General features: G+C 60.0%; 26 protein-coding genes. 12 read left to right on the top strand and 14 right to left on the bottom strand.

Translation table 11 applies throughout. The features are described from left to right. Positions 1–26 precede the first annotated feature (26 nt). The 5 genes from lpxK to GS620_RS17965 form a co-directional block, all read right to left on the bottom strand. On the bottom strand, positions 27–1028 hold the full coding sequence (gene lpxK, locus GS620_RS17985; RefSeq protein ID WP_171617295.1) for a tetraacyldisaccharide 4'-kinase: 1002 nt from the start codon (positions 1026–1028) through the stop codon (positions 27–29). Continuing rightward, the gene (locus GS620_RS17980) at positions 1015–2253 is read right to left on the bottom strand and encodes a 3-deoxy-D-manno-octulosonic acid transferase (RefSeq protein WP_171617293.1); all 1239 of its coding nucleotides are present in this window, start codon (positions 2251–2253) and stop codon (positions 1015–1017) included. The genes lpxK and GS620_RS17980 overlap by 14 nt, the downstream gene beginning before the upstream one ends. Further along, the gene (locus tag GS620_RS17975) at positions 2250–3050 is read right to left on the bottom strand and encodes a 3'(2'),5'-bisphosphate nucleotidase CysQ (protein ID WP_171617291.1); all 801 of its coding nucleotides are present in this window, start codon (positions 3048–3050) and stop codon (positions 2250–2252) included. Before GS620_RS17975 ends, GS620_RS17980 begins: the two co-directional genes overlap by 4 nt. After that, positions 3037–4383: a TldD/PmbA family protein gene (locus GS620_RS17970; RefSeq protein WP_171617288.1), complete on the bottom strand. Its 1347-nt coding sequence runs from the start codon at positions 4381–4383 to the stop codon at positions 3037–3039. The genes GS620_RS17975 and GS620_RS17970 overlap by 14 nt, the downstream gene beginning before the upstream one ends. A gap of 172 nt (positions 4384–4555) precedes the next feature. Further along, the gene (locus GS620_RS17965; protein WP_171617286.1) at positions 4556–6070 is read right to left on the bottom strand and encodes a DUF2125 domain-containing protein; all 1515 of its coding nucleotides are present in this window, start codon (positions 6068–6070) and stop codon (positions 4556–4558) included. Between the two features lie 140 nt (positions 6071–6210). Here GS620_RS17965 and GS620_RS17960 point away from each other — a divergent pair, with 140 nt between their 5' ends. From GS620_RS17960 to GS620_RS17950, 3 genes are read left to right on the top strand one after another with little or no spacing between them, the layout of a single operon-like run. Then, positions 6211–6954 (top strand): SDR family oxidoreductase, encoded by a 744-nt coding sequence (locus GS620_RS17960; protein ID WP_171617284.1) that lies wholly within the window; start codon positions 6211–6213, stop codon positions 6952–6954. Beyond that, complete coding sequence (locus GS620_RS17955; RefSeq protein WP_171617282.1) at positions 6951–7559, top strand: enoyl-CoA hydratase/isomerase family protein; 609 nt, start codon at positions 6951–6953, stop codon at positions 7557–7559. Before GS620_RS17960 ends, GS620_RS17955 begins: the two co-directional genes overlap by 4 nt. Next, on the top strand, positions 7556–8293 hold the full coding sequence (locus GS620_RS17950) for a VOC family protein (protein WP_171617280.1): 738 nt from the start codon (positions 7556–7558) through the stop codon (positions 8291–8293). Before GS620_RS17955 ends, GS620_RS17950 begins: the two co-directional genes overlap by 4 nt. Here GS620_RS17950 and GS620_RS17945 read toward each other — a convergent pair whose 3' ends face one another. Then, the gene (locus tag GS620_RS17945) at positions 8294–8590 is read right to left on the bottom strand and encodes an HNH endonuclease (protein WP_171617278.1); all 297 of its coding nucleotides are present in this window, start codon (positions 8588–8590) and stop codon (positions 8294–8296) included. Positions 8591–8638: 48 nt separating this feature from the next. On the opposite strand from GS620_RS17945, the gene GS620_RS17940 reads away from it, so the two are divergent. Then, positions 8639–9823 (top strand): TIGR03862 family flavoprotein, encoded by a 1185-nt coding sequence (locus GS620_RS17940; protein WP_171331747.1) that lies wholly within the window; start codon positions 8639–8641, stop codon positions 9821–9823. Position 9824: 1 nt separating this feature from the next. Here the strand turns inward: GS620_RS17940 and holA are convergent, their stop codons facing one another. From holA to GS620_RS17920, 4 genes are all read right to left on the bottom strand, one after another. Beyond that, complete coding sequence (gene holA, locus GS620_RS17935; RefSeq protein ID WP_171617276.1) at positions 9825–10853, bottom strand: DNA polymerase III subunit delta; 1029 nt, start codon at positions 10851–10853, stop codon at positions 9825–9827. Then, positions 10850–11341 carry an LPS assembly lipoprotein LptE gene (lptE, locus tag GS620_RS17930; protein ID WP_171331745.1) on the bottom strand — a complete coding sequence of 164 codons (492 nt, stop codon included), beginning with the start codon at positions 11339–11341 and terminating at the stop codon, positions 10850–10852. The genes holA and lptE overlap by 4 nt, the downstream gene beginning before the upstream one ends. Then, the gene (gene leuS, locus GS620_RS17925) at positions 11328–13865 is read right to left on the bottom strand and encodes a leucine--tRNA ligase (protein ID WP_171617274.1); all 2538 of its coding nucleotides are present in this window, start codon (positions 13863–13865) and stop codon (positions 11328–11330) included. The genes lptE and leuS overlap by 14 nt, the downstream gene beginning before the upstream one ends. Positions 13866–13937: 72 nt before the next feature. After that, entirely contained in the window at positions 13938–14420 is a 483-nt protein-coding gene (locus GS620_RS17920) for a DUF3576 domain-containing protein (RefSeq protein ID WP_152459265.1), read from the bottom strand. Between the two features lie 286 nt (positions 14421–14706). Between GS620_RS17920 and GS620_RS17915 the strand changes: the two genes are divergently transcribed. Beyond that, positions 14707–15756: a porin gene (locus GS620_RS17915; protein WP_171233755.1), complete on the top strand. Its 1050-nt coding sequence runs from the start codon at positions 14707–14709 to the stop codon at positions 15754–15756. Between the two features lie 101 nt (positions 15757–15857). Next, positions 15858–16517 (top strand): YggS family pyridoxal phosphate-dependent enzyme, encoded by a 660-nt coding sequence (locus tag GS620_RS17910; RefSeq protein WP_171617272.1) that lies wholly within the window; start codon positions 15858–15860, stop codon positions 16515–16517. Here GS620_RS17910 and GS620_RS17905 read toward each other — a convergent pair. Next, on the bottom strand, positions 16501–17001 hold the full coding sequence (locus GS620_RS17905) for a L,D-transpeptidase family protein (protein ID WP_171617270.1): 501 nt from the start codon (positions 16999–17001) through the stop codon (positions 16501–16503). The two genes, GS620_RS17910 and GS620_RS17905, sit on opposite strands and share 17 nt — an antisense overlap. Further along, a complete protein-coding gene (ribA, locus tag GS620_RS17900; RefSeq protein ID WP_152459261.1) occupies positions 16998–18089 on the bottom strand; it encodes a GTP cyclohydrolase II in 1092 nt (363 codons plus the stop codon). The genes GS620_RS17905 and ribA overlap by 4 nt, the downstream gene beginning before the upstream one ends. A gap of 162 nt (positions 18090–18251) precedes the next feature. On the opposite strand from ribA, the gene GS620_RS17895 reads away from it, so the two are divergent. Continuing rightward, positions 18252–18938 (top strand): response regulator transcription factor, encoded by a 687-nt coding sequence (locus GS620_RS17895; protein WP_117872957.1) that lies wholly within the window; start codon positions 18252–18254, stop codon positions 18936–18938. A gap of 216 nt (positions 18939–19154) precedes the next feature. On the opposite strand, the gene GS620_RS17890 is transcribed toward GS620_RS17895, so the two are convergent. Next, complete coding sequence (locus GS620_RS17890; RefSeq protein ID WP_171617268.1) at positions 19155–19973, bottom strand: DUF2189 domain-containing protein; 819 nt, start codon at positions 19971–19973, stop codon at positions 19155–19157. Between the two features lie 242 nt (positions 19974–20215). Between GS620_RS17890 and GS620_RS17885 the strand changes: the two genes are divergently transcribed. From GS620_RS17885 to GS620_RS17870, 4 genes are all read left to right on the top strand, one after another. Beyond that, positions 20216–21004: an exodeoxyribonuclease III gene (locus tag GS620_RS17885; RefSeq protein ID WP_171617266.1), complete on the top strand. Its 789-nt coding sequence runs from the start codon at positions 20216–20218 to the stop codon at positions 21002–21004. Positions 21005–21079: 75 nt separating this feature from the next. After that, positions 21080–21994, top strand: coding sequence for a thioredoxin (trxA, locus tag GS620_RS17880; RefSeq protein WP_171230603.1), 915 nt, complete (start codon positions 21080–21082; stop codon positions 21992–21994). Positions 21995–22021: 27 nt separating this feature from the next. Next, the gene (locus tag GS620_RS17875; RefSeq protein ID WP_171119908.1) at positions 22022–22663 is read left to right on the top strand and encodes an LON peptidase substrate-binding domain-containing protein; all 642 of its coding nucleotides are present in this window, start codon (positions 22022–22024) and stop codon (positions 22661–22663) included. Continuing rightward, positions 22660–22845 carry a Trm112 family protein gene (locus GS620_RS17870; RefSeq protein WP_171119907.1) on the top strand — a complete coding sequence of 62 codons (186 nt, stop codon included), beginning with the start codon at positions 22660–22662 and terminating at the stop codon, positions 22843–22845. Before GS620_RS17875 ends, GS620_RS17870 begins: the two co-directional genes overlap by 4 nt. Here the strand turns inward: GS620_RS17870 and GS620_RS17865 are convergent. Beyond that, positions 22842–24104, bottom strand: a complete 1263-nt coding sequence (locus GS620_RS17865; protein ID WP_253283984.1) for an FAD-dependent monooxygenase — start codon at positions 24102–24104, stop codon at positions 22842–22844. The two genes, GS620_RS17870 and GS620_RS17865, sit on opposite strands and share 4 nt — an antisense overlap. Before the next feature lie 52 nt (positions 24105–24156). Between GS620_RS17865 and GS620_RS17860 the strand changes: the two genes are divergently transcribed. Next, positions 24157–25485 (top strand): amidase, encoded by a 1329-nt coding sequence (locus tag GS620_RS17860; protein ID WP_171617264.1) that lies wholly within the window; start codon positions 24157–24159, stop codon positions 25483–25485. Positions 25486–25549: the final 64 nt, after the last annotated feature.

The raw sequence follows: 25549 nt of genomic DNA, 5'->3' as shown, positions 1-25549 counted from the left end.
GTTGGCCCTGTCTGGGCCGACCGGGCCTATTGGGGTGCAGGTGCTGCCTTCAGCAGCATGTCGCGGACCTTGTCAGTTTCGCCGACTCGCAGACGCACCGGCAGAGTGATCACTTTGCTCCGAAAAGCCGGGGGCAGACGTACGGCATCTTTCTCGGTCGTTATCATCTGAGCACCCAGTTGGCGCGCCTCGTTTTCCAGACGGGCCATCAGTGCTTGAGTCAGAGGCTGGTGATCGTCCAGGGCTTCGGCGCGGACCAGGTCTACGCCCAGCTGCCGCAGGGTTTTGAAGAACTTCTCGGGGTGGCCGATACCAGCAAATGCCAAAGCGCGTGTGCCGGTCCAGTCCATGCCGGTTTGCAGGGGCTCGATTGCTCCGGTGACATGGGGAACGGACAACTTGTCGCCCCACTGAGCGGTGAAAGCCATTTGCGCGGCCTCATCGCCCAGAGACAACACAAGGTCGGCCCGTTTCAACCCGATGTCGACCGGTTCCCGCAGTGGCCCGGCAGGCAGGCACAAACCGTTTCCGAACCCGCGTTGAGCATCGACAACAATGATCGAGAAATCCTTGGCCACCGAGGGGTTTTGAAACCCGTCATCCAGCACGATTACCGTGGCGCCCGCCGCTGCGGCGGCCCGTGCGCCCGCCGCTCTGTGCTTTGCAACCCAGACTTCGGCAAACATCGCCAGAAGCAGCGGCTCGTCTCCTACTTCGGCAGCCGTGTGCCGGGCCGGATCAACCTGCACCGGCCCGTCCAAAGAGCCTCCGTGCCCCCGCGTGACGACATGTGGTTCGTGCCAGGCGCCTCGAAGCTGTTCAAGGGTCCAGATCACCGTTGGTGTTTTACCGGTTCCACCAGCATTGAGGTTGCCGATACAGATCACGGGCACACCCGGCTTTTCGCCGGATTCCGAGGCGATCCTACGGGCGGTTGCCGCTGCATATAGGCGCCCCAACGGTGCCAGCATACGCGCCCTCAGATCCGGTTGATCCGGAGTCGTGTTCCAGAATTCAGGTGCCCGCATGATCCGCACCCCGCTGATCCAGAATATCCTGCACCATTTCGATCAGGGCGTCAGCCTGCGGTGCGCCTTCGGTCAACAACTGCCATCCAGCCAACGCCATGCCGGCAGCTTGATCCGGTGCCAGAAGCTGCACAACGGCGTCGCCCAGTTCGGTTGCCGTCTTAACCTCTTTGGCGGCGTTCACCTGTTGCAGGCTGGAATAGAATTCCTGATGGCGGTGCACATATGGTCCGAACATGATCGCAGACCCCAGCGCGATTGCTTCGGACGGGTCCTGACCGCCCGCGCCGCGTTCCAGTGAACTGCCCATGAAGGTCACTGGTGCCATGCGATGCCATAGGCCCAGGTTTTCGGGGTCCGATGTCAGGACGACCTGAGTGGTGTCTTCAATCATGTCCCCTTCATCCCAGTTGATGCAGCGCAGGTCCATCGATTCCAGCCGCCGTCTCAGCGGCGAGACTTCCGGCTCGTTTGCCACGTGCAACACCAGAACCAGCCGATGCAGCATCCGCAGCGCCTGACGGTGGGCTGTCAGAACCGAGATGAACTCCTTGTCCTGAACCCATGCCGCCAACCAAACCGGGCGCCCGGCAAGTGTATGTGTGGTCTCGATAAGCTCGTCTTCAGGCCAGGGCCGGGGATTGGGGCTGATCCGCAAAGGCGGTGATTCCGCAACTTTTCCGGATTGGATCCCGAGGCGGCGGATCTGTCGAGCCGTCTCGGGGGATGGCGTGAGAATCTTGCGGAAACAGTCAAAGGTCACCCGTGTGATGTCTGGCAGCCAACGGGCGTTCCGGGACAGTGTGACGCTGAATTGGGCGTCGAACAGGACCAGCGGGATCGCCTGTTCGTCAGCGCGCGTGACAATGTTGGGCATCAGATCGCCACCGACCCACAACCCCATGTTCGGACGCCAGTATTCGATAAACTCGCGGGCGGCGCCACTCTGTTCCTGTGGCAGGTTGATCAAAGGGAACCTGCTGTCCGGCCAGTAGGACAGATCCTCATCCGGGGGTGCGGTCAGAAGGAAATTCAGCTTGGCCCTGACCTGCGACAGCCGACGGCAGAAGTCGGTCACAGCCCGCAGCCGATCCGGGGTGGCAACATGGATCCATAGCAACTCACCTTCGGGGCGCGGCAGGTTGGATTGCGGCGCAACCCCGTTGCGCAACCCCCATGACAACACCCTGTAGGCGGCCAGGCTGAGTGAGCGCGGTTTGCTCATGTTCTGATTCCCGGCCCGGCCGGATCCAGCAGTGCCGACAGTTGCTGATGAATCGAGGCGCTGGCGGCGATCACGCCGTTCAACCTGGGATGCATATTGTTGAAGATCAGCCGTTGACCCGTACGGTCGGAACACACGCCGCCGGCCTCTCGGATGATCAGGTCACCGGCGGCAATATCCCATTCCCAACTGGGGCGCAGGGTCAACATGCCATCGAACCGCCCCTGCGCGACCAAAGCCATGCGATAGGCAAGTGACGGACGATAGGCGCGTTCGAATTCTGGCGCCTGCGCGTCGCGCCAATGCCGTGCGTCAAGATTTGGCTTGGCGGCCAGAATTTCTGAATGCAAAAGCTCTGCGGTATCCGAAGTCGTGATCGTCTTACCATTGAGAGTCGCGCCCTGACCCTGTGCCGCCGCGTACAGCAAATCCCGCATCGGCAGGTAAATGACCGCCGCCGTCACCATGCCGTTATCGGCGGCGGCTATGGAATGTGCCCAGGTGCGCGCGCCTTCTGCAAAGCTTCGGGTGCCGTCGATCGGGTCGATGATGAAAGTGCTGTTGCGGTCCAGCCGGTCGGTGGAATCCTCGGATTCCTCACTGAGCCAGCCATAGCCCGGTCGCGCCGAACACAACCGCTCCTCCAGCATCGTGTTCACGGCAAGATCCGCCTCGGTCACTGGGCCGGCGCCATCGGGTTTGTCCCAGCGCTGTGCTTGCGTGCCGGAATAGCGCGTGGCGATCTTGCCGGCCTCCAGCGCCGCCTCGATCAGCAGGGGCAGGTCAGTTGCCGGCAAGTGTCATTCCTTCGATCAGAAGCGACGGAACCACGCGCGACAGGTATGGGCGGGCATCGTTCGCCGGGATGATCCGGCGCAGCATGTCCCGCAGATTGCCCGCGATGGTGCATTCATTGACCGGATGCGTGATCTCGCCATTCTCGACCCAGAAGCCCGATGCACCCCTTGAATAGTCACCGGTATTGGGGTTGATCGTTGAACCGATCATGGACGTGACCAGCAACCCGGTTCCCATATCGCGCAGCAGGTCGGCGCGGCTTTGGTCACCTTGTGTCAGGCTCAGGTTCCAGTTGCTGGGCGATGGTGGGCCCGAGACCCCACGAGCGGCATTTCCCGTGGACGCCATTTCCAGTTTTCGCCCGCTTGACAGGTCCAACGTCCAGCCGGTCAGAACGCCGTTTTCCACGATTGCCCGGCGTTGTGTCGGCAGACCCTCGGCATCAAAGGGACGCGAGCCCGAAATGCGTGGGCGGTGCGGGTCTTCGATCAGAGACAGGTGTGCGGGCAGAACGTCCTGCCCCAGACAATCCTTGAGCCAGGATGCGCCCCGCGCGATTGCTGCACCATTGCTGGCGGCCAGAAGGTGGCCGATGAGCGAAGATGAGATTCGTTCGTCAAAGAGCACGGGAAAGCGACCCGTTTCAGGTTTGCGCGCACCAACCAGTTGCACGGCGCGTTCGCCTGCTGTGCGCCCGATCTCATCTGCGCTGCGCAGGTCGGATTGGAACGTCCGGCTGTCGCCGTCATAGTCTCGCTCCATCCCGGTGCCTTCTCCCGAGATCGCAACACAGGATATCGACCGGCTACTGCGTTCATATCCGCCGGTGAACCCGTTTGTCGCGGCCAGATGCACATGGTGGGTTCCATAGCTTGCGGCCGCATCTGACACCTGGGTAACGCCGGTAACGGCCAGCGCTGCGGCCTCGGCCGTCAGAGCATCCTGCATCAGGGCTTCGGCAGACGGGGCCGGGGCCGGGTCCGACAATTCCAGTGACTCTATGTTCCAGTCTGTAACCAGCTGGTCCTTGTCAGCCAGCCCGGAAAACGGATCTTCGGGGGCCTCTCTGGCCATTGCGACAGCTCGTTCCGCCATGGCGCGCAGGGTTTCAGGGCGGCTGTCGGAACTGGACACAATGGTGGATCGTTTGCCCAGAAACACCCGCAATCCCAGATCAGTCCCTTCCGAGCGTTCGGCATGTTCCAGCGCGCCGCCCCGCACTTCGACGGAAACAGAGGATCCGTCGATAACGATGGCATCCGCCGCGTCCGCGCCTGCCTTGCGGGCCACGTCAAGCAAGTGATGGCTGATTTCTTCTGGTGAGCAGGTCATGAGGCCTCCGGGTTGATTGCCAAGGACCTAGCCTTGGACCGCCCGTCTCGCAAGACCTGTGACCAGATTGTGCGTTGAGGATCGCGGTGAACCCGTGCCGTTTCAGAGGTTTGGGCAGGGATTGGCAGGACAGAGAAAGGGCCGCATGTTGCGCGGCCCTTTCCGTTGATTGTCACTTGATACGTTGACCATTCGCCAGGATCTGGCCATCTTCGGTGAACTCGATCTTCGAGTTCAGTGTGTCAGGTTCTTCGCCCGGAACTGCCATCAGACCCATCATCATGCGGGCACCCAGCGCGTCTTCGTCCGAGATGATTCCCATGCCGATCAGGGTGTCGATCAACTGGTTGGCGCCAACCAGCTGAAGGTTCGCCACGCCGCTTGGGCTGGGCAGGCCATCAAACTCTTCGGTATTGGTGTTGTCGAAAGCAAAATCACCGTCACCGGTCAGTTTGGCGCCAACCAGCGAAACCAGCAGTTCGTTGATCTTCAGCGAGTGCAGTTCCCCCGGCGCTTCGTCGGATTCGACGTCGATTTCAGGATCGAAGATATTCATCAGCACTTTCGCGGTTCCTGTCGCATCCAGCGCAATCGTCGCCGGATCACGCGGCAGCGCGCCCGCAGGATCGAAAATGCCCCACAATATGTCCGACATGGTGAAATCGGTCAGGTTCAGCCCAAAGCCGAAGGGTTGAACCTCGTCCGATTGCTGGATGGGGAATTCGAAGTTCAGGCCCGCCTTGGCCATCGAAAGTTCGATCGGGAACGGCAGGCCCGCCGTGGTAACGGCCATCTTCGTGCTGTTCTGGTCAATGTCATAGACGATACGCTCTGCATCGATGCTGGCTGCAAAACGCCCGCCTTCGGACGTGCTGTTCATCGAGAACGCCTGACCTTCGCTGGTCCCGCTCAGATCCGTGCTGCCCGCAGCATAGGTGAAGGTGCCGTCAAACGAAAAACCAGCCTTGTAAAAGGCTTCTGGGTCCGAAAAGTCAAAATCCGGCGGGACGACGTTGTTGCCCTCAAATGCCAGTTGGTCGAGTTGACCGTTGATCAACCCGTTTTCGCCGCTTTCAGGATCCTGAAAGTTCAGATCATAAGTTAACGTGGCTGCGTTGAACGTCTGGCTGATGTTCCGATTGTCGCCGATCTGCATCCGCGAGCTGCCGGACAGATCGCTTGCTTGGACATCGATGCCAAACACATCATTGGGCAGAGCCTCACCATCGACCTCAATCGAATCCAGTTTCACGCCCAGATTGTGAGCCTTGTAGTCATAGGTCATGTCGTCCGGTGTGCCTGACACGACCATGTTAAGTTGGCTATGGGAATAAGTGACAGTGGCTGCGAAGTTTTCGTCTTCGGCCTGACCGGTGATTTCCATGGGAAAGCTTTCCGGCAGGTCAATGGTAACGGTCCCGTCACCATTTTCGGTCAATGTCATTTCCGGCATGACCATCTGAAACTGTCCGTCCTCTTCGGGAAGGGCCACTGAAAGTGTCATGTTGGAAATCGTGGTGACGTCGCCCGAGGTGCTTTCGTCTCCTGTGACGGTGTAACCCATCGAGGTGAAATAGCTCTGCCAATCGGACCAGACGTCTTCGGCCGACAGATCGGCAAACGCCCCTTGGGTGGCAACGGCATAAGCCAGGGCAGCGCCGCAGCTGCGGCGAAGGAAAACGGACATAAGGTAACCCTTCTTGATCAATTTGTGGCGCATGGTCGGTTTTGTGGCGGGTATCGTCAAGGGGGCAAGGGCTGGACCCTTTCCCCGTTTACGCGCTACGGCTGTAGCCGACAGAGATTACAATGCGTGAGGAAGGGCAAATGCAGGGAAAAACTGTTCTCATAACCGGGGCCAGCCGAGGAATTGGGGCCGAGGCAGGGCGCGTTTTTGCCGCAGCCGGCGCCAATGTCGCATTGGTGGCTCGCAGCAAGGACCAGATTGACGCTCTGGCGGCCGCATTGGGCGATCAGGCCATCGCATTGGCCTGTGACGTCAGCGATTTCGCGCAGGTGGAACAAGCCGTGGCCACATGCGTGGACCGGTTCGGTGGGTTGGATGTTCTGATCGGCAACGCGGGTGTGATCGATCCGATCTTTCATCTCTCGAATGCTGACACCGAGGCGTGGAGCAAGGCCATCGACATCAACCTGAAAGGTGTTTTCTACGGGATGCGCGCTGCGTTGCCGGTGATGCGGGCTGCGGGAGGGGGGAGCATTCTGACGATCTCGTCCGGTGCAGCATCGAACCCGGTCGAAGCCTGGAGCCATTATTGCGCCTCGAAGGCCGGGGCCAAGATGCTCACGGAATGTCTGCATCTGGAAGAAGCCCATAACGGTATTCGCGCCATGGGCCTGTCACCGGGGACGGTGGCCACCGATATGCAGCGGTCGATCAAGGCCAGCGGCATAAATCCAGTCAGTCAGCTGGACTGGGATGTGCATATCCCCGCGGACTGGCCCGCACGGGCGCTGTTGTGGATGTGCTCGGATGATGCCGATGAATTCCTTGGCACTGAAATTTCGCTGCGGCTTGAAGACATTCGCAAACGGGCCGGGCTGATATGATCGATTTGACCAAAGAAGGCGGCCTGTGGACCGTCACGATCAACAATCCCGGCAAGGCGAACGCCCTGACCGGGGCCATGCTGGCGGAACTGGCCGAGATCGCCGAATCCGCGACAGAGGCCAAGGCGTTGATCCTGACCGGCGCGGGCAAAGTGTTCAGCGCCGGGGCAGATCTGGACGAAGCGCGCGCCGGTTTGGCCAAATCGGATGTCTGGGAAAGGCTGTCCGGCGCCATTGCCGCGTTGCCTTGTCTGACCGTTGCCGCACTGAACGGCACTTTGGCAGGCGGGGCCAACGGTATGGCGCTGGCCTGTGATCTGCGCATTGCCGTGCCGTCGGCCAAGTTCTTCTATCCGGTGATGAAGCTGGGGTTTCTGCCACAACCGTCCGACCCCGCGCGGCTGGCGGCTCTGGTCGGACCGGCCAGGGCCAAGTTGATCCTTATGGCGGGTCAGAAAATCACCGCGCAGGAGGCGTATGAATTTGGCCTGGTGGACCGGATTGTCGATCCCGATCACCTGATGCAAACCGCACGCGATCTGGTGGCCGACAGCGTGAACGCCGACCCCGAGATCGCGGCGGGAATCGCAAGGTTGTGCTCATGAGGCTGTCTGCACTGCGCCTGCGGGTCGCTGACCCGGATCGGCTGGCCGCGTTTTATCGCGACATTATGGGCATGTCCGTTGGCCGAACAGAAACCGGCCACCGTGTCGGCTATGACGGTGCAGACGCAGATATTTTGTTGCTGCCGGGTGGAGGAGGGTACACCCATGACAAGGGGCAGCGGTACTGGAAGATAGGAATCACCGTTCCAGATGTCGATCTTGCTGCGGCTCATCTGCGCAGGTTCGACGTACCAGTGAGCACGCCGAACCAGTTTCTGGACATCGGCTACATGTGCCATCTTGCGGATCCCGAAGGGTTCGTCATCGAACTGCTGCAACATGATTTCGAAGGCAACCGGCCGCCGTATGCAGCGGACCCCGACGCGCCTTTTGCGCAGGCTCGGATCGGTCAGATTACCCTTCGAACCGGCGATATTGCCGCCGAAGACGCGTTCTGGCGCGCCCGGGGCATGTCGTTGCTGTCAATGCAGGAGGTCGCCCCTTTCGGCTTCGACCTGCATTTCTATGCCTTTACCGACGAAACCCCGCCCAATCCTGACCTTTGGGCTGTTGAAAACCGCGAATGGCTGTGGAAACGCGCCTATACGACGTTGGAATTCCAACATGTTGCGGGCGCACAATTCGCCCATGTACCAGACTTTCAGGGTATCGAGCTCGAAGGTCTTTCCGAACCACTGACGGATATTGTCGGCGACCAGATCCTGCCAGGTTGATCAGCGCCCGCGCCGCTTGCCCGGAACTTTCGAACGAAATCCGGGTGGGCGTTTGCGAACCCAAGTCAGAAATTTCTCGAGCCTAGGATGCGCACGCAGGGCCTCGACCGTGTTGAAACTGCGTGCCAGTTCGGCTTCGGTCAGGGTGGCGTGCACCTCTTTGTGGCAGATCTGATGCAGCAGAACGGTAGGTCCGCCCTTGCCTCCTTTGAGTTTTGGGATCAGATGATGCAGGCTGCCACCCCCGTCGGGGATCGGGCGGCCGCAAAGCGGGCAGATCGGATCGCTGTTCGTCATGATGATGTGAAACTTGCGCCTGTGACGGGCGAAGGCAAGAGGGTGCGAATGGCGCAGGCAGTGGTGATCGGAGCAGGCCCCGCCGGGTTGATGGCGGCCGAACAGTTGGCCGCAGCCGGGCATTCCGTGTTGGTGGCCGAGGCCAAACCGTCGGTCGCGCGCAAGTTCCTGATGGCCGGGAAATCGGGGCTGAACCTGACCAAGGACGAGCCGCTTGACGACCTGATCCGCGCCTATGGTGAAGCGGCAGACTGGTTGCGTCCGATCATGTCTGACTTTGATGCCGAAGCTGTTCAGCACTGGGCGCGCGGGTTGGGGCAGACGCTGTTTGTCGGCTCGACGGGGCGCGTGTTTCCCGAAGCAATGAAGGCCTCGCCCTTGTTGCGGGCCTGGTTGGCACGATTGGACAAGGCCGGGGTCGAGATCAGGACCCGCTGGCGTTGGACTGGCTGGGAAAGTGATGCGCCGGTGTTTGACACTCCGGACGGGCGGCGCAGTGTTTCGACGGATGTCACCGTGCTGGCACTGGGCGGTGCAAGCTGGGCCCGCCTTGGCTCGGATGGTCACTGGGCGCAGATATTGGCCGGAAAAGACGTGGCTTTGGCACCCTTTGAACCCGCAAACTCAGCCATTTCCGTTGATTGGAGCCCACATATGCAGCCCCATTTCGGGGCCGCATTGAAATCGATCCGATGGATGGCAGGCGAATTGGAGAGCCGAGGAGAGGCTGCGATTTCCAGAACCGGTCTGGAAGGCGGCGGGCTGTATTCGCTGACACCGGCCTTGCGCGCGGGGCAGCCATTGTTTGCTGATCTGACGCCTGATCTGGACCAACAGGCTCTGCTGGCGCGGTTGTCCGCGAAACGGTCGAAAACAACACTGTCCCAGTGGATGAGAAAATCGCTGAACCTGTCTGCTCAGAAAATCGCTCTGTTTCATGAAATGGCAAAACGCGGCGGCCACTCTCAATCCGTGCAAGTGAGCATGTTGAAAAAGCTGCCTGTCCGGCATGCCGGCCTTCGCCCGATGGACGAAGCCATTTCGACCGCAGGTGGTGTCAAACGGACAGCGCTGGATGGCGGGCTGATGCTGACAGCCCTGCCGGGTGTGTTCTGCGCCGGGGAAATGCTGGATTGGGAAGCCCCGACCGGGGGCTATCTGCTTACGGCTTGCCTGGCGACCGGGCGCTGGGCCGGTCGGTCTGCCGCGGACTGGCTGGAAAAGGCTGAATGACCTAGCGGGATCGCGCCAACATCGCCAAACGGATCATCGCGCGTTCCACCAGCGCCATTGCGGGGGCTGTCTGCCCCGCAGACCGCAGCGCCAAATCCGTATCGGTCAGAACCGTCAGCGCGGTTTGCAGCTTGGCCGCACCCCAGCCTTGTGCCTGCCGCAGGATACGGTCACGCCGTTTGCCGTAAACCGGCGGACGCAGCTTGCCGATGCCCTGCGCAGCACCACCGGGATCGGACGCGCAGGCATAGAGTGTCCGAAAATGCCGCATCGCTCCGATGCACAGAGTCACGCCGTTGGTGCCCTGCGCCTGCAACCTCCGGATCAGCGGCCCGATCTCACCGGCGCGGCCTTCGGCAACGACGTTGAGAACATCATCCAGCGCCGCCTCGGTCGAGCGCGGAGCGCAGGCCTCAATATCTTCGATTGTCAAATCAGAGCTGTCACCGCGTTTGTAAAGAGACAGTTTTTCAATCGTTTGGGCGAAATCACCGGGGCTGAGGCTTACTGCCAATTCGCTGATTGCAGACATGACATCACGGGGCACGTTTTTCATACCCGACTCGGCAAGAACCCGTTCCACTTCGGCGCGTGAGGGAGGGTCGTCATAAATGCCGACGGCATAGGCGGCAGGGTGGCCTTCGAACGCCTTGCGGATCTTCGAGCTGGGTTTCAATTGCCCCGCGGTCACGATGATCTGGGCGTCTCCGGGGGCCCAATCTTCGAGCGCGGCCAGAATTGCCGACGCCGCGGTTTCGGTTGCGTCTTCCACGAAAACGGCACGTGGACCGGGAAAGAAGCCGACCGCCTTGACCGCGTCCAGCAGCAGGGCGGGATCACCACGCAGATCGCCACCGGGCATGCGGGTCAGGCGCATTTCTTCTTCGGCTTGGGGGCCAAGCAGAGCGGCCAGCACCTGTTGCCGCTTGAGCGCAACCCGCATCGCATCCGCGCCATAGATAAGCAGCCCGGTCTTGTCCGCGTCCGGCTTGGCAAAATACCCCTCAGCCTCGCGCGGGCTCAGCTTCATGCGGCCAGATCCGGTGTGGCGTAAAGACGGTTCATGATCTGACCCGACAGAATCATCATCAACCGTCTCTTGGCATCGCGCTCATCCGCCAAGGTAGAAACGGTCGATCCTGCGGCAGAATATGACACGAAATCCGCCACCGAGCCCGAGGCGATGATCTGACCGGTTGCGTTGGACCGCAGGTTGTATTGCGCGCGTCCGTCGATCGTGTAGCGTTGCGTTTCGTTTGTGGTGGTGATTGCTGCGCCACGCGTCACGGTCGAAACTTGAACATCCAGCTTGTAATCGTTCACCGACCCGGCGCTTCGCCCCAGTTGCTGTTCCAGATTTTGGACCAACAAATAGCTTTCCACGGTGTTGGGCGCCGACACCTCGACGCGGCCATACAAGGCCGAACCCGATCCGCCAGGTGCATAGACGGGCTCAAAGCCGCAGGCGGCCAGCGCCAGCGGCATCAGCAAAAACGTTCTGCGATCAAACGACAACATTCACAATCCGGCCCGGAACGACGATCACTTTCTTCGGCGCATTCCCTTCCAGCGCCTTTTGAACAGCTTCGGTGCTGAGCGCAATTTTTTCAACCTCGGCTTTGTCCAGATCCTTGGCCACGCTGATTTCCGCGCGACGCTTGCCGTTGATCTGAATCGGCAAGGTGACGGTGTCATCAACCAGCATCGCCTCGTCGGCGACGGGCCATGGCGCAACGGCAACAAGGCCTTCGCCGCCCTGATGGGCCCAAATATCTTCCGCCAGATGCGGTGTCATCGGCGACATCAGCTGTGCCAGCGTTTTGATGGCCTGCTTTTGGGCCGCAGCACCTGCCTTGGATTTCGCCAGCGTGTTGGTGAAGGCATAAAGCTTGGCGATGGCCGCGTTGAAGCCAAAGCTTTCAACACCCAATGTCACATCGCGGATGGTTTTGTGCATCTCGCGCAGCAGTTCCTCATCGCCTTCACCCGTTGCGTTCGGGTCCATGGCGCCGATCTTGTCGCAGAGATTCCAGACACGGTTGAGATGCTTGTACGCGGCCTCGGCCCCCGCAGCCGTCCATTCCACGTCCCGTTCGGGCGGCGAATCGGACAGCACGAACCAGCGCGCGGTATCGGCGCCGAAGGCCGAGATGATGCTGACCGGGTCGACCACGTTCTTCTTGGACTTTGACATTTTGGCCGATGGGATGATCTCGACCTCTGTGCCGTCAGCCAGTTTTCCGTCCGTGACCTCCTCGGGCAGGTGATAGACCGGACGGCCGTTGGCATCGCGGGTCTGGTAGATCTCGTGCGTCACCATGCCTTGGGTAAACAGCGCGTCGAAAGGTTCGATGGCTTTGTCCGGCAAATGCCCGGTGATGTTCATCGCACGGGCGAAGAAACGCGAATACAGCAGATGCAGAATCGCGTGTTCGATCCCGCCGATATACTGGTCTACATTCATCCAGTATTCCGCCTCGGCCAGATCGGTGGGCGTTTCCGCTCGCGGAGCGGTGAATCGGGCGAAATACCATGACGAATCCACGAATGTGTCCATCGTGTCGGTCTCACGCTTGGCAGGGGCGCCACAATTCGGGCAGGCGCAGTCGCGCCAGGTCGGGTGACGGTCCAGCGGGTTGCCCGGTTTGTCGAAGGTGACATCATCGGGCAGGCGAACCGGAAGGTTCTCTTTCTTTTCAGGGACCACACCACAGCTTTCGCAGTGAACGACAGGAATCGGACAACCCCAATAGCGCTGACGGCTCAAGCCCCAGTCTCGCAGGCGATATTTCGTGACCCCTTCGCCCCAACCGGCTTTTTCGGCGAAATCGATGGTGGTGTTGATCGCCTCTTCTCCGGTTGCTTCGGTCAAGCCTGCGAAATGGTTCACCCAGCGGACTTTCTCGGTCTTTGGCGGGACAAAGGCGATCTTGTCGACCGGCGTGTCGTCGTCCAGCGCAAAGAACGTATCGATCACCGGCAGATCGTATTTGCGGCAGAAATCAAGGTCGCGTTGGTCATGGGCCGGGCAGGCGAAGATCGCGCCGGTGCCGTAATCCATCAGGATGAAATTGGCGATCCAGACCGGCAGTTCCCAGTTCGGGTCCAACGGGTGCTTGACGCGGATGCCGGTGTCGAAACCCAGCTTTTCGCCAGTTTCGATGGCCTCTTCCGTGGTGCCGCCCTTGCGGCATTCGGCAACGAATTCAGCGACCTCCGGGTTCTCGGCCTCAAGCTGTTTGGCGATCGGGTGATCGGGCGAGATCCCCACGAAGGATGCGCCCAGCAGCGTGTCGGGGCGCGTCGTGTAGACAGTGATCGGTTCCCCACCATCGGTGCGCTCGAACCCGAATTGCAGGCCGCGCGACTTGCCGATCCAGTTTTCCTGCATCAGTCGAACCTTGGCGGGCCAGTTTTCCAGCGTGTCCAGAGCGTTCAGCAGTTCTTCGGAATAATCAGAGATCTTGAAGAACCACTGCGTCAGCTCGCGCCGCTCAACCAACGCGCCCGAGCGCCAGCCCCGCCCGTTTTCCACCTGTTCATTGGCCAGAACGGTCATGTCGACCGGATCCCAGTTGACCACGGCGTTCTTGCGATAGACCAGCCCGGCCTCAAGCATGTCGAGGAACAGCGCCTGCTGCTGGCCATAGTATTCCGGATCACATGTGGCGAATTCACGGGACCAGTCGATCGACAGGCCCAGTGGCTTCATCTGGGCGCGCATGTCGGCGATATTGCCGTAAGTCCACTCTTTGGGATGGCCGCCGATCGCCATGGCAGCGTTTTCCGCCGGCATCCCGAACGCGTCCCAGCCCATGGGGTGCAGAACATTGTGCCCGGTGGCCAGCTTGTGCCGCGCGATGACGTCGCCCATCGTATAGTTGCGCACATGCCCCATATGGATTCGGCCGGACGGGTAGGGGAACATCTCAAGCACATAGTATTTCGGCTTGTCCGCCTTGTGGTTGGCGGTGAAGATTCCTGCCTTGTCCCAGGCCTCTTGCCATTTTGCTTCGATTTCGGTGGCCGAATAGCGCGACATTTTGCGGTCCTTCGTGAATGAAAACGCCGGGTAGGAACCCGGCGTGGTATTAGTGTGATTTTCGGCGGAGTGCTAGAACTTGTTGTCCGCGATGCGCAGCTGACGAGCGCGGGACAGAATCGCATCCTCCACGGCGCGGGTTGTTGCCGCGCTTACCGGGGCGCCGCCGCTGGATTGCAGGGCGACGGACAAAGACCGGGCCGCAAGCGCCGGATCACTGATGTGTACGGTCGCCCTGTATGACCGTCCTCCGCCCGGAGGAGTGCCGTAACCCGTTACGATCACTCCTGTAAACGGATCGACCTCCTGCACAGGCAAGAAGTTCAATATGTCCAGAGAAGCTGCCCACAAGTACCGGTTTACATTGGTGGTCTGCTCGGCCGTGCTGCGGTCGAAAATGTCCCAAAGCGTGGTACGTTCAGGATCGTTCAACTCGCGTTCATCGGAATTACCGCTGGCGGGATTGGGGGAATATGTCGAAGTGCTTCGATTCTGCCCGCATGCCGCAATAGTGGTGGTCAGCATGATTAATCCCAAAATCGTAGGCAGGCGCATTGTCAGCAGGTCCTGTTTTCACTTGTTGTGCAGTATTCAGGGCATACTCCTAGCCAAGGACCCTCGCTGCAACAAGCCTATTCTTCTGAAATGTAAGCGTGTCAGCCTGATCCGGGCAAAAACGAACTGTGGCATCCTTGCACCAATCTGACCCCAATGACGTGACCGGGTTTATGCCAAGCTTGCGCAATGGGGGCAAAAAGAGCGAAACGGTGTCCGTGCTGAGACATATGCCGAGGCATGTGTCGAGTAGATAACTCTTTTGAATGAAACCGAGGGAAACAAGATGAAAAAAGTTCTCTTCGCATCGACGGCGCTGATCGCGACCGCAGGCGTTGCAGCAGCTGAAGTTAACTTCAGCGGTTACGGCCGTTTTGGTATTGGCTACGTTGAAGACCGTACCGCAACCACAACCGTGAACGGACCTGGCGCAGACGGCCTGATGGGCACAGCCGATGACGTCTCCGCAAGCTCGACCGCACAGTCTGACGACGCTATCTTGGTCTCGCGCTTCCGTCTGAACATCGACGGCATCGTAGAAACCGACGGCGGCGTTCGCTTTGAAGGTCGTGTTCGTCTGCAAGCTGACGAAGACGCCAGCACCGGTGAAGCAAACTCGGCCGGCCTTAACGGCGCACGCTTCTCGGTCATCTACGGCGGTCTGCGTGTTGACGCGGGCAACGTCGCAGGTTCGTTTGACAACCTGGCAAACTACTACGGCAACGAAGTTGGTCTGGAACTGTTCGCAGGTCAGTACTCGGGCGTTGACTATAGCTTCCTGGCTTACTCGTCGACCGGTTCGGGCGCGAACGCTGTGTTCTTCCAGTATTCGGTTGGTGACTTCTCGTTTGGTGCATCTTATGACCAAGCGCAGGTTACAACTGTTGCAGCTGGTGGTACCACTTCGACCACCGTTGACGCAGACCGCTGGGACATCAGCGCAACCTACACCTTCAACAACATCACAGCCGCTCTGGCCTATGGTCAGACCGACGGTGGCGCAGGCAGCGATCCGAGCCTGACCGTTCTGACTCTGGGTGGCGAATGGGGTGATTTCTCGGGTACTCTGTTCGTTGCAGACGACAAAACCCGAGTCGCAGCAACTGACGGCACCGCATGGGGTCTGTCGGCTGCCTACAACCTGGGCGCTGCAACCACCCTGCTGTTCACCTACGGTGACGGTAACGCCTCTGCTGACACTCAGCAGGTTGCTATCGGTGCGATCTACGACCTGGGCGGCGGTGCATCGCTGCGCGGTGGTATCGGCCGTGACGATTGTGACAGCTGCGCAAGCGACACAATCCGTGCCGACTTCGGTGCTCAGTTCAACTTCTAAGCTGATCTGAACCGTAAGATTTAAGGGCGGGTCTTCGGACTCGCCCTTTTCTTTTGTGGCGACTTGGTGTTTTTCTGCGCCAAAGACAGATTGAGGGGCCCATGTCGTTGCAAGAAATCACCTCACGCATTGCAAATGCCGAAGCCAGATCGGACCGCCCTGCCGGTTCCGTCAAACTGATCGCTGTATCCAAAGTACAACCGAATGAGCGGGTTCAGGCGGTGCTGGAGCAGGGCCACAGGTGTTTTGGTGAGAATCGCGTACAGGAGGCGGCCAGCAAATGGCCCGCTTTCAAAGAGCAATTCGATGCCGTCGATCTGCATCTCATCGGCCCGTTGCAGACCAACAAGGCCAGGCAGGCGATGGAACTGTGCAATGCGATCCATTCGGTCGACCGCCCCAAACTGGCCAAAACCTTGGCGCGGCTGGCGCAAGAGGAGGGATACTGCCCCGACCTGTTCATTCAGGTCAATACGGGTGAAGAAGCGCAGAAGGCAGGCGTTCTTCCTGCGGATGCGGACGGGTTTATCGCGGAATGCCGCTCGCTGGACCTGCCGGTGCGCGGGTTGATGTGCATCCCGCCGGTCGATGAAGAACCCACTTTGCATTTCGCCCTCTTGGCCAAGATCGCCGCACGCAACGGGCTTGAGGGGTTGTCGATGGGGATGAGCGGCGATTTCGAGCAGGCCATCGCCTTGGGCGCGACCCATGTTCGTATCGGGTCGGCCATTTTCGGCGAGCGGGTCAAACCTCAGGGATGATCAGGCGCGTTCCAAGGGCAATTCGCCCTGCAATCCAGTGCAGATGGCCCCGACGGAAGGCAATGCAGCCCTCGGTGGGGTAGCCGGGCCTGCGCCACTGGTGCAGAAAAATAGCCGATCCCTTGCCGGGAACGGCATTCGGCCAGTTCCAGTCGGTCAACAGGACCAGATCGTAAAGCGGATCAGCCCGGCGCAGTTTTTCATGACTGAACGCATAAGGGGCCGGCACCATGTGATTGTAGTGGCTGTCCTCGACGTCATCCGACCACAAGTCCTGCGGCCCAATCGGGATTGCCCAGAAGTTGGGGGCGACCAGCCGGTCGGGCCGGTAGAGCAAGCCGACGATTCGATGGCATCCGGTAGGCGTCGCCCCATCACCCTCGTGTTTCGTGTTGCTCAATCCGCCTTTGCCAACCGAACAGGGGAACGTCCTGCCAAGAAAGCGAACGCCACGCGGGGTGAGCACAAGATCGTCTGGGGTCACAACAGGTGCCCGGATTTCGCGGCTTTCGTGGCCAGGTATCCCCGGTTGTGCGCGGTTTCACCCACTTTCAATGGAACGCGCTCGGTCACGGCGATCCCCGTGCGTTCCATCATCGAGATCTTGGCAGGGTTGTTGGTCAGCAGGCGCACCGAGTTGAAACCCAGAGATTTCAGGATATCCGACCCGAGTCGGAAGTCGCGCTCATCATCCTCGAAACCCAGCCTGTGGTTTGCTTCTACCGTGTCAAAACCCTGATCTTGAAGAAAATAGGCACGCATCTTGTTGGCCAGCCCGATACCACGCCCTTCCTGGTTCAGATACAGAAGAACGCCAGCCCCTTCGGCCCCCATTTGTGCCAGCGCGCCCCGCAATTGCGGACCGCAATCGCATTTCAGGCTGCCCATCAGATCGCCCGTGAAACAGGCGGAATGCAATCGGGCCAGCACTGGTTTGTCCCGATCCGGGCGGCCTATTTCGACTGCGTAATGTTCTTCTCCGCCATCTTCGGGGCGGAAAACATGCAGGCGGCCGGCCTCGGATACTTCCATCGGAAGACGCGCGGCAACCACCTCATGCAGGGCGCTGCGGTCCGCCAGATGCGGGGCGGCGCGCGTGTGGTCAATGCAGGTCAGGCCGTGCGATACGGCAAAGGCCCGACCGTCTTCGACCGGCACGACGACCGCGGCGGGAAGAATGCGCGCGGACTTGGCCAACGCAATCGCGATGCGGTGCAAATTGGCGTTGCCGTGGCGCTCGGTCATCAACGGGCCTTTCATCGGCGCGTTCAGATCGTCAGAGGGATCAGCAACCGCCTGCACCCAAGTGATATCTGCATCGGCGGGAATCGAAACGCGCGCGAGATCGCCGTCATAGGCCCGCGCCTTGAGTGTTTCGGCCCGCCGCCCGGTAATGGCCACCACCGGGTCTCCGAGCTTTTTCAGATCGGCCAGGCGTTGAGGGTTGAGCGTTTCCGCAGAGATCGCCACAACGCTAAAGCCGCTGTCATCGGTCAGCACCACTGGAACGCCCATGCGCAGATCGGCCCGGGCCCGGGCAAGAAGTTCGGTGATATCGGGGATGAGGCTCATCTATGTTACCCTATAACGCTCAGCCCTTCTCCTAGCTGTTTCGAAAGGAAATGTGAAACATTTCTGCCAACTCTGACACGAAGGCGTGAAACCGTTGCAGCAAATCTTGTTGATTGCATATTCCGCGCGCAAGTGATGGAAAAGCGTTTGGAGGATCGGGAAATGGCTCAACTCAAGAAAATCCTGTTGGTGGACGATGACGAGGATCTGCGCGAGGCGCTCAGCGAGCAACTTGTCATGACCGAAGACTTTGACGTTTTCGAAGCGTCAGACGGCCAGTCCGCGATGGAGCGCGCACGCGAAGCGATCTATGATCTGGTTATTCTTGATGTGGGTTTGCCGGATACCGACGGGCGGGAACTGTGCCGCCTGATGCGCAAACAGGGCGTCAAAAGCCCGATTCTGATGCTGACCGGTCATGACAGCGATGCCGATACGATCCTGGGCCTGGACGCCGGCGCGAATGACTATGTCTCCAAACCGTTCAAATTTCCGGTATTGCTGGCCCGGATCCGCGCTCAGTTGCGGCAGCACGAACAATCCGAGGACGCGGTATTTGTTCTTGGCCCCTATACGTTCAAGCCGGCGATGAAGATGCTGATCACGGAAGAAGACCGCAAGATCCGTCTGACCGAGAAGGAAACCAACATCCTCAAGTTCCTGTACCGATCAACCGACGGTGTCGTGGCACGGGATGTGCTGTTGCACGAAGTGTGGGGATACAATGCCGGGGTCACGACCCACACGCTGGAAACCCACATCTATCGTCTGCGTCAGAAGATCGAGCCCGATCCGTCCAATGCGCGCCTTTTGGTCACAGAATCGGGTGGATATAGGCTCGTGTCTTAACTGGTTGTGGATTGATGTGGATCAAAGTGATACTCTGCACTCATAATTAGGTTACTCCCAACCCGTGCATGTCCGGGTTATGACATGTACCTCCCTGTTGGACTGCCGGGCCGAATGGCCCGGCTTTTTTTCGCTGCTGAGGGGCGGTTTCCACACAAGGCAGACAGCAGCACTGACCGGTATTCGACCAATGGTGGAGGTGAGTTCTGCCGCGGTTCACCCTTCCGCCGGGGCAACGGCGCGCTGGTAAAGGTGCCACGTGGTGTGGCCTAAGATCGGAAGGGTAAAGATCAGGCCCAGAAACGCCGGAACCAGCGACAGCAGTATGGTGACCGAGATGATCGCCGCCCAGCCGAGCATGACCGCCGGGCTTTCGGATACGACGCGCAATGAGGTCAACATGGCAGAGATGAAGTTGGTGTCCCGGTCCAGCAGCAAGGGCATGGCGACGACGGTCACCGAAAACAGTACGGCTGACAGGAACGCGCCGACACAGGTGCCTACGGCAAGGAAGATCCAACCCTGCGGCGTGAAGAAAACGGTGTTCAAAAACCCGTCGAAGTCCGAGAAGGATGCGTTCTGGAGGATGATCGCCAGCCAAAGCCGGACCTGGTAGATCCACACCCAGAAAATGAAAAGTGTGACAAAGGCCATCCAGCCCAATTCGCGTTTGCGTTGATTGGCCATGACGCTGAGGATTTCAGCCCAGCCAAAGCTTTCGCCTTTCTGCAAGCGGCGCGACATTTCATAAAGCCCGGCGGCGGCGAAAGGCGCGACCAGCGGAAAACCGACAATGGCGGGAATGATCATCCAGATCTGGCCAAGCCAGATCAGAGCCCAAACCAGCAGAATTCCGAATACTGCATAGAACAGACCGAAAAAGCCGCTCAGGACAGGGCGGGCCAGAAAGTCGGAAAACCCGGCTTTCAGCGACGCCCTGATGTCATCCGTCGTGATCTTGTTGACCTGCGGCATGTCCCGCTGCTGAGGCGTCAGATCCTCCGGTGGCGTGGAACCTGCGGTCTCGGATGCCATGACACACTCCTCCCAAAGCATGGTGCCGGGCCGGTCTGTTCGCGAACAGACCCAGCGGTGAAACAGACATTCCTCATTCGCAGACAAGTCTGCATCAGGCGAGATATCAGGGCAAGGGAAAGCATGAATGTGACGCCCGCCTAACTGCCGGCCTGTGGTCCTGGCATCGGGCCGCCTTTTCTCGTGGCAACTGGCGTTATGCCACGCTAACCTGCGCCAATCGCGACAAAGGAATCCCCGACATGCCTTTCACCCTTGCCACATGGAACATCAATTCCGTTCGCCTGCGCGAGCCTATCGTGCTGAAATTGCTGCAAGAAGAAGCCCCTGATGTATTGTGCCTGCAAGAGTGTAAATCACCGGTTGAGAAAATCCCGACCGAAGGGTTTGCCGAACTGGGCTACACCCACATGATCGCGCGCGGGCAGAAGGGGTATAACGGTGTCGCCATCCTGTCGCGCCTGCCGATGGAAGAGGTGGGCGACAAGGATTTCGCGGGTCTCGGACATGCCCGCCATATTGCCGGGCGGTTGGAAAATGGTGTCACGATCCACAATTTCTATGTCCCGGCGGGCGGCGACGTGCCGGACCGGAACGTGAATGAGAAATTCGGCCAGAAGCTCGACTATCTTACTGATATGCGCGATTGGTTCCGTGCGGAAAAGCCGGCTAAATCCATCCTTGTCGGCGACCTGAACATCGCTCCGCGTGAGGATGATGTGTGGTCACACAAACAACTGCTGAAGGTCGTCTCGCACACGCCCATCGAGGTCGAGCATCTAGCCGAGACACAGGAAGCAGGTGGCTGGGTCGATATCACCCGTCAGGATATCCCGGAAGGGCAGCTTTACAGCTGGTGGTCCTATCGCGCCCGGGATTGGGATGCGGCGGACAAGGGGCGCCGGCTGGACCATATCTGGGCCACGGCCGATATCTCGAACGCGGGCCATTCCAGCCGTATTCTGCGAGACGCCCGTGGGTGGGAAAAACCAAGCGATCACGCTCCGGTCTTTGCCAGTTTCGACGTCTGATCCGCAACTCAGCACTTGGTTTCCGCGGCAAGCGGCTGCATATAGGGCGCAAGTTCGAACGAAAGAGTGATTGCCATGGACCTTCTGAACGGCGGAAACGCCCCAGCAACCGATCTGATCAAAGACGGGACCGAGGCCACTTTCATGGCCGATGTGGTGGAAACCTCGCAGGAAACACCTGTGATCGTTGATTTCTGGGCACCTTGGTGTGGCCCGTGCAAAACCCTTGGGCCGATGCTGGAAGAGGCTGTGACAGCCGCGAAAGGCGCGGTCAAGATGGTCAAGATCAATGTGGATGAAGCGCAGACAATTGCCGCGCAAATGCGCATCCAGTCGATCCCGACCGTCTATGCCTTTTTCAAAGGCCAGCCTGTGGACGGGTTTCAAGGCGCGTTGCCGGGATCCGAGATCAAGGCTTTCGTCGACCGTGTGATCGAAGCCGCAGGGGGGGAAAGCCCGGGGGGCCAACTGGATGATGCTGTGCAGGCCGCCGAGGAAATGCTTGCCGAAGGCGCGGCTGCGGACGCGGCTCAGACCTTTGTCGCAATTCTGGGCGAAGATCCGAACCACGCCGCGGCGTACGGTGGGCTGGTGCGGGCGCATATCGCCACCGGTGATCTGGAGCAGGCAGAAGCGATCCTGAACGGCGCTCCGGCCGAGATCTCCACATCGGCCGAGCTGGAGGCCGCACATGCGCAGCTGGAGCTCGCCAAGCAGGCGGCAGATGCCGGCCCCGTCGCCGAGCTGACGGCAGCAGTCGAGGCGGATCCGGACAACCATCAGGCCCGCTTTGATCTGGCGCAGGCGCTGCACGCGAACGGCAATGTGGAAGAAGCCGTGGCACAATTGCTGGAACTGTTCCGCCGGGATCGTGAATGGAATGAAGGCGCAGCCAAGACACAGCTTTTCACCATCTTCGATGCGCTCAAGCCCAATGACCCGATTGTTCTGAACGGACGTCGCAAACTCAGTTCTATGATATTTGCCTAATCTCTCATCAGAGCTAGACTCGGGTACATGATGCATCCCGCCGACCTGCCGGAAACGGTATCAGTTTTTCCCTTGCCCGGGGCGCTGCTGCTCCCGCGTTCGCGCTTGCCGCTTCACATATTCGAGCCTCGCTATCTTCAGATGCTGGACGACGCGCTGAAAACCAAGGAACGGTTGATCGCAATGGTTCAGCCGAATCCTTCGGTCAATGACGACGACAAGCTGCACCGTATTGGATGCGCAGGGCGGGTGACGCAGTTTTCGGAAACCGAAGATGGCCGGTACCTGATCACGTTGACCGGTATATCCCGGTTCAGGGTCATGTCAGAGCTGGATTCGTTCACGCCCTACCGGAGGTGCGCGGTCTCGTGGGACGGGTTCGACCGTGATCTGGGAAAGGCCGAGAAAGACAACGGGTTTGACCGCAACGCGTTCCTGACACTGTTGGAGCGTTTCTTTTCATCCCGTCAATTGTCCACCGACTGGGATTCGCTCAAGGACGCAGAGGATGAACTTTTGGTGAATTCCCTGTCGATGCTTCTGGATTTCGACCCCGAGGACAAACAGGCCCTGCTGGAAGCCCCCTGCCTGCGCACCCGGCGCGAAACGTTGGTGACGCTGATTGAGTTCGCCTTGCGCGGCGGATCAAACGAGGAAAAACTGCAATGACCGACCCTGAACACGCCTTTGATCGCCACATGCTCGAGGCGATGATCTGCCCGCAGACACATACGACCCTGCACTATGACGCCGAAAAGCGAGAGCTCGTTTCAAAAGCGGCGGGTTTGGCTTTTCCCATCCGCAACGGCATTCCGGTCATGCTGGTCGATGAGGCCCGGCAGCTGGACTAAATCGGGCGCCCTTGCAACAGCTTGGGCAGATCCCCGGTCAGCCCGGCCGCTTCGCGAACGAAACCGCGACGGAGGCCGGGCAAAGCGCCGACAACCCCCATACCAATGTCACGCCCAAGCCGCAGCAGCGGGTTGTCGTTGGAAAACAGCTTGTTGAAGACATCCGTCGCCATCGCCAGCGAGGCCGTGTCGAAACGGCGCCATTCCTGATAGCGCTCCAGTACCATCAACGAGCCGATATCCTCGCCGCGCCGTCCCGCCAAAGTCAGAACCTCAGCCAGAGCGCCGACATCGCGCAGGCCAGCGTTCAGGCCCTGACCGGCAATGGGGTGCATTCCGTGCGCGGCATCCCCGACCAGCGCCATGCGATCGCTGATGAAGGAATTGGCGATGGTCAGGTTCAGCGGATAAGTGAAACGATCACCCGCCAGACTTATTTCACCAAGAAAATCGCCAAATCGCGGGCGCAGCACTTGCACGTAGTCATCCCCGGGCAGGGCGTTGATGTGCTGTGCGGTGTCGGCGCGTTCGCTCCAGACGATGGAACTGCGATTGCCGGTCAACGGAAGAATCGCCAGCGGACCGGGTGGCATGAAAAACTGATGTGCAATGCCATTATGCGGCAGCTCATGTTCGATGGCGCAGACCAATGCCGTCTGGCCGTAATCCCAACCGGTGCGTTTGATGCCGGCCCGTGACGCGGTTCCGCTGCGGCGACCGTCACAGCCAACCAGCAGGCTGCCGCCCAGGGTTGTGCCGTCATCCAACGTCACGGTCACGCTGGCCGCGTCGGCCTGTTGCGAAACGACGGATTTGCCGCTTACCTGGGTGATGCGCGGCTCTTCGGCCATCGCGCCCAGAAAAGCACGGCGCAGGTGGCGATCCTCGACCATATACCCCATGGGGCCTTCTTCGATCTCGGCATGGTCGAAAAGCATGAAAAAAGGCGATGGCCCCGTTCCGGCATGGCCATCTGTGACCTTGATTTCCAGCATCGGTTGGGCGTGCTGCGCGACGCGGTCCCAAATGCCGATGGCATCCAACAACCGCTGTGAGGCCAGAGCCAGCGCATAGGCGCGTCCGTCGAATGCCGCGTTCTTGCGAACCTTTTCGACAAGCGCATCGATCACCGTGACCGAATGACCGGTTTGTGCCAGTGCCAGCGCCAAAGCAGGGCCGTTCAACCCGCCGCCCACGATCAGAATGTCAGAAGCCTGTTTCATGCCCTGCAATATGCGCGCCCTTTCGGGATTGTCCATGTGCAGTCCTGTCGCTACCGTCACCCAAAGTCGAAAAATCTGGAGGGATGAGATGCAGGATTGGTTGACAATGACCGCGTGTGATTTGGGCCGTGGCATTGGCATGGGGCAGATCGATCCGGTCGAACTGACGGAAACCTACCTGTCCGCTATTGACGCTCATCCGCATCGGGACCGCATCTATGCCCGCGTCACCCGTGACCGCGCCCGGGCCGAGGCTGAAGCCGCTCGGCAACGCGCGCAACTGGGCCTGCGCCGGTCGCTGCTGGATGGCGTCCCGATCAGTTGGAAAGACCTGTTCGATACCGCCGGCACCGTGACCGAGGCGGGTTCGGCTCTGCTGAAGGATCGCGTGCCGGATGCGGATGCGCTGGTGCTGCGCAATGCGACTCAGATGGGCACCGTTTGCCTGGGTAAAACACATATGAGCGAGTTGGCCTTTTCCGGCCTTGGGTTGAATCCGATCACCGAAACCCCGCCCTGCATTCATGACGAGGCGGCAGTGCCCGGGGGGTCGTCTTCGGGGGCTGCGGCCTCGGTCGCGTGGGGGTTGGCGGCGTGTGGCATCGGCTCGGACACGGGTGGTTCGGTGCGTATCCCGGCGGCTTGGAATGATCTGGTGGGGCTGAAAACCACTGCGGGGCGGCTCAGCCTGGAGGGTGTGGTGCCGCTGTGCCTGCGTTTCGACACGGTTGGACCTGTGGCGCGTTCGGTCGAGGACGCGGCGCATGTGCTGGCTCTGCTCGAGGGGGGAACGCCTGCCGATCTGCGTGGCGTTTCGCTGAAAGGGCGCCGTTTTGCCGATTTGCAGAACATTGCCAAGGACAACCTGCGCGACACACCGCGCAATGCGTATGACGAAGCTGTGGCCAAACTTGCCGACGCGGGGGCCGAGATCGTGCCGTTGGAAGTGCCCGAGTTGAACGAGGCCATGACGTTGACCAGCATCGTATACACGACCGAGGCCTATGGGCTGTGGCGCGATGTCATCGAAGCCAATCCCGATGCAATGTATCCCGAGATTCTCGAACGCTTCCGCATTGGCATGGGCTATTCGGGCCCCGACTATGTGGCAGCCTGGGCCAAACTCAAGGCATGCCGCAGCGCCTGGGACGCGGCAACCGCCGGGTTTGACGCGGTTCTGGCGCCGACAGCGCCGATTTTGCCGCCCAATCTGGAGCGCTTGCTCAGCGATCACGACTATTACGTAACCGAGAATCTTCTGGCCCTGCGGAACACGCGGATTGGCAATCTGATGGGGCTGGCGGCGCTGAGCCTGCCCACAGGAACGCCCGGCTGCGGGTTGATGATGCTGGGCTATCCCAGCTCGGAAGAGGCGTTGTTGCGGCTGGGTTCGGCAGCGGAAACGGTGCTGGCCTGAATGCCACAATCCCCTGATTCGGAACCTCTTTGTCTGGACGAAGAGGCACACGGACTGTAATCTG

It is taken from the genome of Ruegeria sp. HKCCD6428, assembly GCF_013110595.1.
Classification (GTDB): domain Bacteria; phylum Pseudomonadota; class Alphaproteobacteria; order Rhodobacterales; family Rhodobacteraceae; genus Ruegeria.
The sequence above is the reverse complement of the archived record's forward strand: the minus strand, read 5'-3'. Positions and strand labels throughout refer to the sequence as shown.

Excerpts from the sequence above, each read along its gene's own strand:
- GS620_RS17980 (WP_171617293.1), bottom strand. The coding sequence starts at position 2,253 with ATGAGCAAACCGCGCTCACTCAGCCTGGCCGCCTACAGGGTGTTGTCA.
- ribA (WP_152459261.1), bottom strand. The coding sequence starts at position 18,089 with ATGAGCCTCATCCCCGATATCACCGAACTTCTTGCCCGGGCCCGGGCC.
- GS620_RS17940 (WP_171331747.1), top strand. The coding sequence starts at position 8,639 with ATGGCGCAGGCAGTGGTGATCGGAGCAGGCCCCGCCGGGTTGATGGCG.
- GS620_RS17960 (WP_171617284.1), top strand. The coding sequence starts at position 6,211 with ATGCAGGGAAAAACTGTTCTCATAACCGGGGCCAGCCGAGGAATTGGG.
- GS620_RS17970 (WP_171617288.1), bottom strand. The coding sequence starts at position 4,383 with ATGACCTGCTCACCAGAAGAAATCAGCCATCACTTGCTTGACGTGGCC.
- trxA (WP_171230603.1), top strand. The coding sequence starts at position 21,080 with ATGGACCTTCTGAACGGCGGAAACGCCCCAGCAACCGATCTGATCAAA.
- GS620_RS17875 (WP_171119908.1), top strand. The coding sequence starts at position 22,022 with ATGATGCATCCCGCCGACCTGCCGGAAACGGTATCAGTTTTTCCCTTG.
- GS620_RS17965 (WP_171617286.1), bottom strand. The coding sequence starts at position 6,070 with ATGTCCGTTTTCCTTCGCCGCAGCTGCGGCGCTGCCCTGGCTTATGCC.
- GS620_RS17955 (WP_171617282.1), top strand. The coding sequence starts at position 6,951 with ATGATCGATTTGACCAAAGAAGGCGGCCTGTGGACCGTCACGATCAAC.
- GS620_RS17885 (WP_171617266.1), top strand. The coding sequence starts at position 20,216 with ATGCCTTTCACCCTTGCCACATGGAACATCAATTCCGTTCGCCTGCGC.
- GS620_RS17890 (WP_171617268.1), bottom strand. The coding sequence starts at position 19,973 with ATGGCATCCGAGACCGCAGGTTCCACGCCACCGGAGGATCTGACGCCT.
- GS620_RS17945 (WP_171617278.1), bottom strand. The coding sequence starts at position 8,590 with ATGACGAACAGCGATCCGATCTGCCCGCTTTGCGGCCGCCCGATCCCC.
- GS620_RS17870 (WP_171119907.1), top strand. The coding sequence starts at position 22,660 with ATGACCGACCCTGAACACGCCTTTGATCGCCACATGCTCGAGGCGATG.
- GS620_RS17895 (WP_117872957.1), top strand. The coding sequence starts at position 18,252 with ATGGCTCAACTCAAGAAAATCCTGTTGGTGGACGATGACGAGGATCTG.
- GS620_RS17910 (WP_171617272.1), top strand. The coding sequence starts at position 15,858 with ATGTCGTTGCAAGAAATCACCTCACGCATTGCAAATGCCGAAGCCAGA.
- GS620_RS17915 (WP_171233755.1), top strand. The coding sequence starts at position 14,707 with ATGAAAAAAGTTCTCTTCGCATCGACGGCGCTGATCGCGACCGCAGGC.
- lpxK (WP_171617295.1), bottom strand. The coding sequence starts at position 1,028 with ATGCGGGCACCTGAATTCTGGAACACGACTCCGGATCAACCGGATCTG.
- leuS (WP_171617274.1), bottom strand. The coding sequence starts at position 13,865 with ATGTCGCGCTATTCGGCCACCGAAATCGAAGCAAAATGGCAAGAGGCC.
- GS620_RS17950 (WP_171617280.1), top strand. The coding sequence starts at position 7,556 with ATGAGGCTGTCTGCACTGCGCCTGCGGGTCGCTGACCCGGATCGGCTG.
- GS620_RS17865 (WP_253283984.1), bottom strand. The coding sequence starts at position 24,104 with ATGGACAATCCCGAAAGGGCGCGCATATTGCAGGGCATGAAACAGGCT.
- lptE (WP_171331745.1), bottom strand. The coding sequence starts at position 11,341 with ATGTTGTCGTTTGATCGCAGAACGTTTTTGCTGATGCCGCTGGCGCTG.
- GS620_RS17860 (WP_171617264.1), top strand. The coding sequence starts at position 24,157 with ATGCAGGATTGGTTGACAATGACCGCGTGTGATTTGGGCCGTGGCATT.
- GS620_RS17920 (WP_152459265.1), bottom strand. The coding sequence starts at position 14,420 with ATGCGCCTGCCTACGATTTTGGGATTAATCATGCTGACCACCACTATT.
- holA (WP_171617276.1), bottom strand. The coding sequence starts at position 10,853 with ATGAAGCTGAGCCCGCGCGAGGCTGAGGGGTATTTTGCCAAGCCGGAC.